This window comes from Streptomyces sp. TBY4, from assembly GCF_024213195.1.
Taxonomy (GTDB): Bacteria; Actinomycetota; Actinomycetes; order Streptomycetales; family Streptomycetaceae; genus Streptomyces.
In genome coordinates, this window is record NZ_JANAVF010000031.1 from 21,727 (window position 1) to 30,334 (window position 8,608).

Annotated in this window: 12 protein-coding genes; 11 read left to right on the forward strand and 1 reads right to left on the reverse strand. The window is 69.9% G+C overall.

What is annotated here, in order from left to right; all coding sequences use genetic code 11:
- Positions 1 to 207 precede the first annotated feature (207 nt).
- Positions 208 to 2,004, forward strand: a complete 1,797-nt coding sequence (locus tag NLX94_RS38055) for a phage portal protein (RefSeq protein ID WP_254387873.1) — start codon at positions 208 to 210, stop codon at positions 2,002 to 2,004.
- On the opposite strand, the gene NLX94_RS38060 is transcribed toward NLX94_RS38055, so the two are convergent.
- Entirely contained in the window at positions 1,961 to 2,479 is a 519-nt protein-coding gene (locus NLX94_RS38060; RefSeq protein ID WP_254387874.1) for a hypothetical protein, read from the reverse strand. The two genes, NLX94_RS38055 and NLX94_RS38060, sit on opposite strands and share 44 nt — an antisense overlap.
- 127 nt (positions 2,480 to 2,606) lie before the next feature.
- Between NLX94_RS38060 and NLX94_RS38065 the strand changes: the two genes are divergently transcribed.
- The 10 genes from NLX94_RS38065 (at position 2,607) to NLX94_RS38110 (ending at position 8,007) form a co-directional block, all read left to right on the forward strand.
- Complete coding sequence (locus NLX94_RS38065) at positions 2,607 to 3,278, forward strand: hypothetical protein (RefSeq protein ID WP_254387875.1); 672 nt, start codon at positions 2,607 to 2,609, stop codon at positions 3,276 to 3,278.
- 139 nt (positions 3,279 to 3,417) lie between these two features.
- On the forward strand, positions 3,418 to 3,816 hold the full coding sequence (locus NLX94_RS38070; RefSeq protein WP_254387876.1) for a head decoration protein: 399 nt from the start codon (positions 3,418 to 3,420) through the stop codon (positions 3,814 to 3,816).
- Positions 3,816 to 4,865 (forward strand): major capsid protein, encoded by a 1,050-nt coding sequence (locus tag NLX94_RS38075; RefSeq protein ID WP_254387877.1) that lies wholly within the window; start codon positions 3,816 to 3,818, stop codon positions 4,863 to 4,865. Before NLX94_RS38070 ends, NLX94_RS38075 begins: the two co-directional genes overlap by 1 nt.
- Positions 4,862 to 5,065: a hypothetical protein gene (locus NLX94_RS38080; protein ID WP_254387878.1), complete on the forward strand. Its 204-nt coding sequence runs from the start codon at positions 4,862 to 4,864 to the stop codon at positions 5,063 to 5,065. The genes NLX94_RS38075 and NLX94_RS38080 overlap by 4 nt, the downstream gene beginning before the upstream one ends.
- Before the next feature lie 58 nt (positions 5,066 to 5,123).
- Entirely contained in the window at positions 5,124 to 5,444 is a 321-nt protein-coding gene (locus NLX94_RS38085) for a hypothetical protein (RefSeq protein WP_254387879.1), read from the forward strand.
- A gap of 323 nt (positions 5,445 to 5,767) precedes the next feature.
- Complete coding sequence (locus tag NLX94_RS38090; RefSeq protein ID WP_254387880.1) at positions 5,768 to 6,175, forward strand: PPOX class F420-dependent oxidoreductase; 408 nt, start codon at positions 5,768 to 5,770, stop codon at positions 6,173 to 6,175.
- 420 nt (positions 6,176 to 6,595) lie between these two features.
- The gene (locus tag NLX94_RS38095; RefSeq protein ID WP_254387881.1) at positions 6,596 to 6,964 is read left to right on the forward strand and encodes a hypothetical protein; all 369 of its coding nucleotides are present in this window, start codon (positions 6,596 to 6,598) and stop codon (positions 6,962 to 6,964) included.
- On the forward strand, positions 6,957 to 7,367 hold the full coding sequence (locus tag NLX94_RS38100) for a DUF6093 family protein (protein ID WP_308402653.1): 411 nt from the start codon (positions 6,957 to 6,959) through the stop codon (positions 7,365 to 7,367). The genes NLX94_RS38095 and NLX94_RS38100 overlap by 8 nt, the downstream gene beginning before the upstream one ends.
- Before the next feature lie 98 nt (positions 7,368 to 7,465).
- On the forward strand, positions 7,466 to 7,771 hold the full coding sequence (locus tag NLX94_RS38105; RefSeq protein ID WP_254387883.1) for an HK97 gp10 family phage protein: 306 nt from the start codon (positions 7,466 to 7,468) through the stop codon (positions 7,769 to 7,771).
- A complete protein-coding gene (locus tag NLX94_RS38110; RefSeq protein ID WP_254387884.1) occupies positions 7,768 to 8,007 on the forward strand; it encodes a hypothetical protein in 240 nt (79 codons plus the stop codon). Before NLX94_RS38105 ends, NLX94_RS38110 begins: the two co-directional genes overlap by 4 nt.
- Positions 8,008 to 8,608 lie beyond the last annotated feature (601 nt).

The following is an 8,608-nucleotide window of genomic DNA, read 5'->3' on the forward strand; positions in this document are numbered from 1 at the left end:
TGCGGGCGGTGTGGCGCGAGCCGTCACGACGGCCGTGGTGTGGACTGGTGGGGCCCGGCCACCCGGACACGGCGGCCGTGGTCCACCGCCCCCTCGTTCCGGGCCGCCGTCACGCAGCAGGTCTCGGGGCGAGGCGAGCGGATCAGGTGCGCACTGTTCGCTCCCCTACGCTGAAGGCGGCGTGGGGCTGTCGAGGGTGATCTTCTCGTGGGCCTGCGCACTTTCGTGTCCGACGCCTGGTCGTGGCTGAACTACAAGCCGATGATGACGGCCGCCAGCGGCGGCCACCCTCATCGGTCCCTCGCACCTCAGGTGCAGGCGACATGGGTTCCCCGGGATGCTCTGCGCCGGCTGGCCGCGTACAAGATCCTCGCGGCGTACGACGCGAATCAGGCTGGGGAGCTGGCAGTCCTCACCGGCAACGAGGCCGGCGCCGAGCGGCGCGAGTTCGGTGACGCCGCCGTCTTCGTCGATACCGCGCTCGCGCACCTCCTGGGCAAGTCCCAGCAGATCGTGGTGGCGGGCGCCGAGCATGCCGGGGCAGAGGACCTCGACCCGCAGGCGCAGGCGGCGGCCGCCGTGCAACTGCTGTTGCGCGGCTGGGCGGAGAAGGAGCTCCTGCCGCTGCGGATGCAGGCCGCTGAGCGCAAGGCGGTACTGCTCGGGGACGCGGTGTACCTGCTGGCCTGGGACCCGGACAAGGGGAGGGTGCGGCTGCGTACCTTCGACCCCGGGTTCTACTTTCCCGTGCTGAATGAGGACGCGGATCCGGGCGACTACCCGCGGCGGGTCCATCTGGCCTGGGAGATACCCGAGGACGCCGAGCGCGGGGTGAAGGCGCGGATCCGGCGCATCACCTACGAGCTGGGGCCGATCACGGCGGCGACGCGCAGCACGCCACCGGACGCCGGGCGGACCGGCCGTGACCTGGTCGCCGATGGGGCGGGCGGGTGGCTACTGGAGACCGGTGACGTGCTCCGTGCGGACAGCGGGATCATCGAGCGGACCTACCCGTGGGCGGACCGGCCCTCCAACACCACCTGCTTCCTCACCGACGCGGAGTGGAACCTCGATGACCTGCGCCACGGCCAGAGCCTCGATGACCTGCCCTTGGACAAGGCCCGGTTCCGGACCCGCTCGGACGGAGAGGTCCTACACCGCCTAGACCTGCGCTTGGACTTCCTGCCGATCATCCACATCAGCAACACCGTGGCCGACGGAGAGCACTTCGGGCAGTCATCCCTGGCCCCCGTCATGCAGGTGCTGGACGAACTCGCGGAGACCGATACCGACTCGGCGCGCGCTTCGGCGACGACCGGCGCCCCGATCATCGGTCTGGCCGGCGCGCGCGCCGAGGTGGACCGTGTCACGGGCAGGCCCCGCCCGCTGTCGGTGGAGCCGGGCACCATCTTCCAGCTGGCCGACGGCGGGCGCATGGACGTCCTGGACACCTCCGGGCAGCTGGCGGAGCTCCGGGCCCGCGTGGAAGAGATCCGGGAGAGGGCGGCCGTCAACGCACGTCTCCCCGCCGTCAGCCTGGGCACGGTCGACCCTTCCGACGTCCCCAGCGGGTACGCCCTCCAGCTGTCCCTGGGCCCGCTGGACTCCCTGGTCGACGCGATGCGCCTGGCCCGCGCGCACAAGTACGGGCTGCTGTTCAAGATGGTGCAGAGGCTCCACCAGGCCGGGCAGGCGGAAGGCTGGCCCGCAGGTGAAAACCTGCCGGTCCGCCTGGCCTTCGGCCCGCACACGCCTACGGACCGCAGTGCCGTCCTCGACGAGGTGGTGCGCGGTGTCGGAGCCAGTGTGCTGAGCCTGGAGACCGGCGTACGGATGTTGCAGGACGCCGGCTACCCGATCGAGGACGCCCGCGAGGAGGTGGATCGAATCACCGTGCGCCGGGAGAAGACGGCACCGGCCGCAGCCCGCTCGGCCCAGCCGGGTGACGAGGAGGAGGACTCTAGTTCTCCGAAGGGGTCAAGTCCGACTTCCGCTTCGTCTTGAACCGCTCCATCTGGGCCTCCGCCGACTCGCGCATGTCCTCCTCGGAGACCTTCTGCTTGGTGCCTCCGCCCCACTGCGTCACGTAGGTCCCCTTCCCGCCAGGGACGTTGTCAACGCGAGAGACGAACAGGCAGTCGCCTGCGAATTCACCAAACTCCGGGCCCAGTACCCGGCCTTCCCTGGGGTCCCGTCCGGCCGCGAGACGCTTGCCGTTCTCGTCGAAGATGACGCGTTCTTCCTCGGCCGCAGCCGTCCGTACGCAGGACCCGGGCGCGGACCCGGGGACGGCGTAGTCGGCCTCTTGCAGAGCGGCCGTATACGCGGTGAACGGCGTGCGGTCCAACCACGGCTGCCATAGCCACAGGCCCCCGCCCACCACCAGGACCACTACGGCCCCGGCGGCCAACCACGCCTTCCTCGGTCGCTGGCCGGCCGCTGCCGTCTTCTTGAGCGATACGCCGTCGATCTCTTCCACGATGCCCCCCACCTGGATAGTCGTGTTGATCATTCCAGGTGAGGGGTATCGAGGAAGCCGCAGGGCGTCACGCTGGCGTACGTAGACTCGCTGATGGCGCGGGGACGTCGAGGAGCTGCACGTCCTGATGTCCCGCACCATGCCCAATCCCGGTGCCGTCCTCGGCTACCGCCGCGACGGCCGCCCCATCTTCCCGATCCTCGGCGCCTCCTCCGAAGACCCGTCCAACGCCGCGGCGAAGGTCTCCTTCGACCAGCAGCAGCTTCAGCAGCTGATGGCCCGCGAGAAGGATCAGGGGCAGCGGTCCGGCGCCCGTGCGCTCGTCGAGAAGCTGGGCTTCACCTCGGCCAGCGAGCTGGAGCAGTTCATTACCCAGCAGCGCGAAGCCGAAAAGGCACAGCTCACCGAAGCCCAGCGCCGCGAGCAGGACCTAGATGCCCGCGAGGCAGCCGCCATCCAGCGCGAGGTAGCAGCGAGCACCCGCGAGCGGGACGCCGCACGTCGGGCCACCCTGGCCGGGCTCGGTGCGACGGGCGAAGACCTCAACGACGCCGTGGCCCTGCTGCGCGTCCTGGATGACGCGGACGACACCGCTGTGGCCCAGGCCGCGAGCGAGCTCCGCAACCGGCGCCCCGAGCTGTTCACCACCGTTCCCAAGACCCCCGACGCGATCCCGCCGGCGCCGGGCGGATCTCCCGCGTCCGTGCCGCCGCCCCGTCCGGGTGGCCAGACCAGCAAGCCCGGTTCTGCCGGTCTCGCGATGGCACGCCGCCGAGGCATCCTGCCCCCGGCTTCGTAGCCCGCGCGCAGCGACAGCTGCCCGCCGCGGGGACCACGCCCCGCTCTGTCCTCGTGGACCGCTCCACCAACTCCGGTGTGTGCGTGTCGCCTCCAGCACTACAGGAGACAGCGGCTTGATACAGCCGTACACGACCTCTGTGACCGTGACCGCTGACCGGGACTGGCTCGCCTCCCGTCACGGCACCGACTCCACCGAGACGATCACCCTCGACCTGGCCAAGCTCACCAAGAGCACCCACTACTCCGAGCCGACCGCCACGGCCCCGCACGGCTTCGTGCGGTCCGGCGTGCCCGTCGGCCGGATCACCGCATCCGGCCTGTACGGCGCCTACGACCCTGCGGCCACCGACGGCCGCCAGGTCCTCGCCGGCCTCGTCTACGCGGAGGCCGCTTTCACCCCGGGCACCGTGAAGGTCCCCGCCGCCCTGCTCTGGCACGGCACGGTGAAGACGGCGAAGATCCCCGGCGGCATTGATCCGTCGAAGATCGCCGCGAACCCGGCGGGCGCGCAGCTCCGCTTCCTGGCGGTGAGCTGATGAGCATCAGCGACCTCCTCAAGGGCGTGTCCGTCGCGGACCTCACCGTGTACGCGCGCTCGATCCCCAACCCGGGCGACTTCCTCCTGACGCAGACCGTGTTCGCGGAGACGCAGGTCCAGGACGTGAAGTGGCGGATCCGGAACTCCAAGCGCCGCGTCAACACCGCCTCCTACCGGGCGTACGACACGAGCGTCCCGTTCGCGAAGCGCCAGGCCGAAGCCACGCAGACCGAGGGCACCCTGCCCGCGCTCGGCCAGAAGCTCCTGGTGGGCGAGATGGAACAGCTCCTCCTGGACGCGGCGCGCGGCGCCGACGAAGACCGGCTTGTCGAGCTGCTCTACGACGATGTCGAACGGCATGTCGAAGCTATCCGTTCCCGCCTGGAGCTGGCCGCCGGTGACGTGCTCCTCGACGGCAAGTTCTCCCTCGCCGGCGAGAACGGGCTGACCGTCGAAGTCGACTACGGAGTCCCGGCGGCGAACATGCCGACCGCGCCCAAGCCCTGGAGCGATCCGACGTCCGACCCGCTCGCGGACGAGCTGCGCTGGATCGACTACCTCGACTCGATCGGCGCCCCGGCCCCGGAGATGGTCCTCACCTCCCGAAGGGCGTGGTCGCACCTCGCGGGGAACGGGTCCTACCGGGCCGCGTACCACGGCACCCCGTCCGGCGCGCAGACCCCGACGTCGGTCCTGACCCCCGAGCAGGTCAACAGCGTGCGCGGCACGTACGGGCTCCCGCCGATCACGCTCTACAAGGCGCAGGTCTGGCAGGACGACGTGTCCAAGCGCGTACTGCCGGAGGACAAGTGGATTCTACTTCCGCCGGATCGGGCCAAGTGGGGACAGACCCAGTACGGCACGACCGCCGAGTCCCTGGCCCTGTCCCGGGGCACCGGCGCGCAGATCGAACGGGAGGAGGCCCCGGGCATCATCATCACCCGCGGTGCGCAGGACGACCCCGTGCAGATTTGGACGAAGGGCGCTGCCGTCGCCATGCCGGTGCTGGCCGCACCGGACTGCCACATCACGGCGACCGTCCTGTGAGCGCGGCCGTCCACGCCCTTGGCGTCCTGACCGCGACCGTGCACGTCCTGGATCCGGTGGAGCGCGTACCGCTCGTGCTGACCGCCGGCACCGAGGTCACGGACCCGGACATCGCCGAGCAGATCACCAACCCGAGCTGCTGGGAGAACGACGAGCCACCGAAGGCGAAGACCGCCCGTAAGGGCGCCCCCTCAGCCTGACCTCGGCGGGGAGGAGCACACCGCTCCTCCCCGCCTCCTACGTACGAACAGGAGCTTCGTGCACACCGATGTCCTTCACTGGCTGACGGCCCAGCTCGGCCCCGACACCGATCCGGTCGACCTGACCCAACGGTACGAGCGCCTCGGCTCGGCACGTGCCGTCGCCGACGAGGTGCTTCACGCACGGATCGCCGCTCTACTCGCCGAGCCCCTACGGGTGACCGTGAACGGCATCGCCACCATCGACCACGCCTCGAACGTGGCTGCGCTGGAGCGCCGCCTTGCCCAGCTCAGCTCACAGACCGCACCCGACGACGGACCGGCGGGGGCGGCGGAAGTCATCCTGTGCGTCCAACTCGTCGCCCGCCCCCGTCGCTGAAGGAGGAACGGCCCGCCCGCGCTTGACCGATAGCCAAGGAAACAACGGCAGAAACCTTGCAGGCATGGCCTCGGCGATGCCTGTGCGGCGTCCGGACTCGGCCAGGCGAGTGGACTGTCCGAAGCCCCTAGATCTGACGAGCCGGATGCGGCGGCCCCGGCGCGCCACGGATCGGGAACGTCCGACCCTCGGCGCGCGGCTCGGCACGGGGGGCGGCGGAGCTTGCCGCGGGCAGCCGCGATTCCGCAGGCTGTCCGTTGCTGATCTCCACCGACGGCAGCCGGTCCGGGGACAGCAGTCAGCCGAGGGAAGGAACCCACGCCGTGACCGCCGAACTCTCCGACGACCTGAAGAAGCTCATCGACGACAGCCCAGTCTTCGCGACCGTGGCCACGATCCAGCCGGACGGCAGCCCGCAGCTGACGATCACCTGGCTCACCCGGGACGGCGACGACCTGCTGGTCTCCACGACCGTCGGCCGCCGCAAGGAGAAGAACTTGCGGGCCGACCCTCGGATCACGGTCATGATCAACCCGGCGAACGCGCCCTACACCTACGCGGAGGTCCGCGGCTCGGCCACGATGACCACGGAGGGCGGTCAAGGGCTGATCGACGCGCTGTCGCGCAAGTACACGGGCAAGGACTACGCGGACTTCAACCCGGCGTCGAAGGACGACGCGGAGCGCGTCGTCGTCCGCGTCACCCCACGCAAGGTCGTCGGCTCGCTCTAACTCGCCTCTCGGGCAGGCCGATCATCTCGTCGCCCCAGCGCCCCAGCGCCGCAGGGACCGCGAGAGCCTCGTGCCTGGACCGGGCGCTTCGCGTGATAGCCCGGAAACGGCCAGCGATGGTGCGGCCGCTAGGGCAGGATGCCGGAGCCCACGGCATCCTGCACGGCGTCCAGGCCGCTGAGACGGCGTAACGGGCAGAAGAGGAAACGGGCAGGGCCTCCGCGCCGCCCAGGGTGAAAACGGCGGTGTCCCACCCCCCTGAAGAGGGGCGGGACACTCGGGTCCGATAAGCACAGCAGCCAGCTTTGATTAATGGACGTGTCTCACGCTACGGCAGCGAACGAGACGGTCCATGCGGTCAGCGAGACCGCCTGGAGAGCTGGCCGTAGGCGCCCCGTTCGCACACCTACGCTCCAGATCATGAGCGTTTTCGACGAGCCCCGCCGTGTCCGTATAGCCGCCCGTCCGGATGAGTCGGCCGTGATCGAGGTCGATGGGCAGGACGTGGCGGGGGCTGTGGAGGCTTACCGGATCACGCAGACCGTGGACGAGGGTCCCGAGATCACGCTGTACCTGACTCCGGGCTGGGAGGGCTTCGGCTTCGACGGGCTGGCCGAGGTGATGGCCGAGCCATCCGACCTGAGGCACGTCGTGATCGGCTTCCTCGACGCCGTCGACGCACAGAAGCTCGACAAGGCTGTGCTGAACCGTGATGACCTTGATGGCCGGCCTGGTGAGCTGACCCGCGGGTTGCTGGCACAGCTCCGGGAGTGGGCCCTCGGTGCTTGACCAGGCTGGGGTTGCTCGCTTCGCGGAGCGGCACCTGATGCCGGACACGGTGAAGGTGACGCGTGATGTCGGTGAGCAGGTCCTCGACCCGGAGACCGGGCAGCTGATCGACGGGCCGCCGCTGGTGGTCCACGACGGGAACGCCGGGCTGTATCCGCAGCAGGAGAAGATCCGCAGCCGGGGCCAGGACGGGGCGTGGGTCGAGGAGATCAGGGCCGGGTACAAGCTGCTGCTGCCGCTGTCGGCGCCGGAGCTGGAGGACCACGACGTGGTACTGGTGGTCAAGGCTCGTGACGAGCAGGCCGAGGGCCGTTCGTACGAGGTGACCACTCTGGGCGAGGTGTCGTCGTTCCCGGTGCTACGGACCGTGTGGTTGGAGCAGCGCAACCGGGGCGCCCAGTGAGTCGGGGGAAGGGTTCGTTCAACCATCCGGCGGCGCTCGCGGCTCTCTTCGATCAGAAGGGGCTGGCTCTGCGGTCGGAGTCGGAGGCTGCGGCCCGCGTGAGTGCGGCTCTGCTGGTGGCCTCGATCCGGCAGCGGGCTTCCGGCCGTCCGGGCCCGAGGGTGATCACTGGCCGGTACCGGGCTTCGTGGCAGTCCGAGGTGACGGCGGCCGGCGCGGTGTTCGTCGCGCAGATCGGTTCGGGTGCTCCGCAGGCCCGGAGGCTGGAGTACGGGTTCGTCGGTACGGACAGTCTCGGCCGCCGGTACGCGCAGCCCCCGTTCCCTCACGTCGGTCCTGCTGTCGAAGCGTCCGGGCCGGTGGTCGCCCGGATCCTGGGTGCTGCGGTGGAGCGTGCCCTGTGACCGATCTGGCCACCGACGTAGAGACGGTACTCACCGAAGTCCTGGGCGGACACGAGCGGGGCATCCTGTCCCGCGCCATCGTCGTTGCCGAGGTCCTGGACGTGGACGGCGAACGCTCCCTGTCGGTCATCACCACCCCGGGCCTGAGCGAGTGGGACGCGCTCGGGCTGTGCCGGTACGGAGTGCTCAGCATCGAGGGACCGGCCGCCGCCTACTTCACCCGGGACACCGAGTGATCGACCGCGCCCCCCTGACGCCCGCCGTGTGCACCATGCTGACTGCGGCGACCGGTCGGCCCTGCGGAGTCGGGGGGCTTCCGCTGGTGGACGGCACACCGGCGCCGCTCCCGTACAGCGTCCTCTACCCGCTGGGCGGACCTGTCGACGGCGCGCCGTTCTCCGACGCCTCCGAGGACGCCCACCTCACGTACCAGGTGACGATCGTCGCCGCCCGCACTGACCAGGCCGAGTGGCTGGCCGACCGGATACGACGAGCGTTCCTCGGACGCACCCCGGCCGGCGGGTGGGAGCAGCCCCTTGATGTGCCGGGAGTCGCAGTATGGGCTCGGTTGCTCACTTTCGATGGTGGCGCCGATCCGGCAGCTAACAGCGACGTAGTGACACAGGTCCATCGGTACCAACTCAGTGCATCGAGCCGACTGGTCCATGAGTAGGAGATCCAGAACGGCGAGACGACGCCCGCATGCAGCATGTCCTAGACCGAGGCAAGGCTGAACCGGGGAGGCTTCGTGTGCATCTTTCGCTAGATGAGTCATTCCGAATGATCAGTGGTCGTAGGCGACCAGTGATCGTGTGACGGGCTGGCGGGTCTTGTGGT

Coding starts and splice junctions, on each gene's coding strand:
- NLX94_RS38095 (WP_254387881.1), top strand. CDS start 6,596: ATGAGCGTTTTCGACGAGCCCCGCCGTGTCCGTATAGCCGCCCGTCCG.
- NLX94_RS38065 (WP_254387875.1), top strand. CDS start 2,607: ATGTCCCGCACCATGCCCAATCCCGGTGCCGTCCTCGGCTACCGCCGC.
- NLX94_RS38075 (WP_254387877.1), top strand. CDS start 3,816: ATGAGCATCAGCGACCTCCTCAAGGGCGTGTCCGTCGCGGACCTCACC.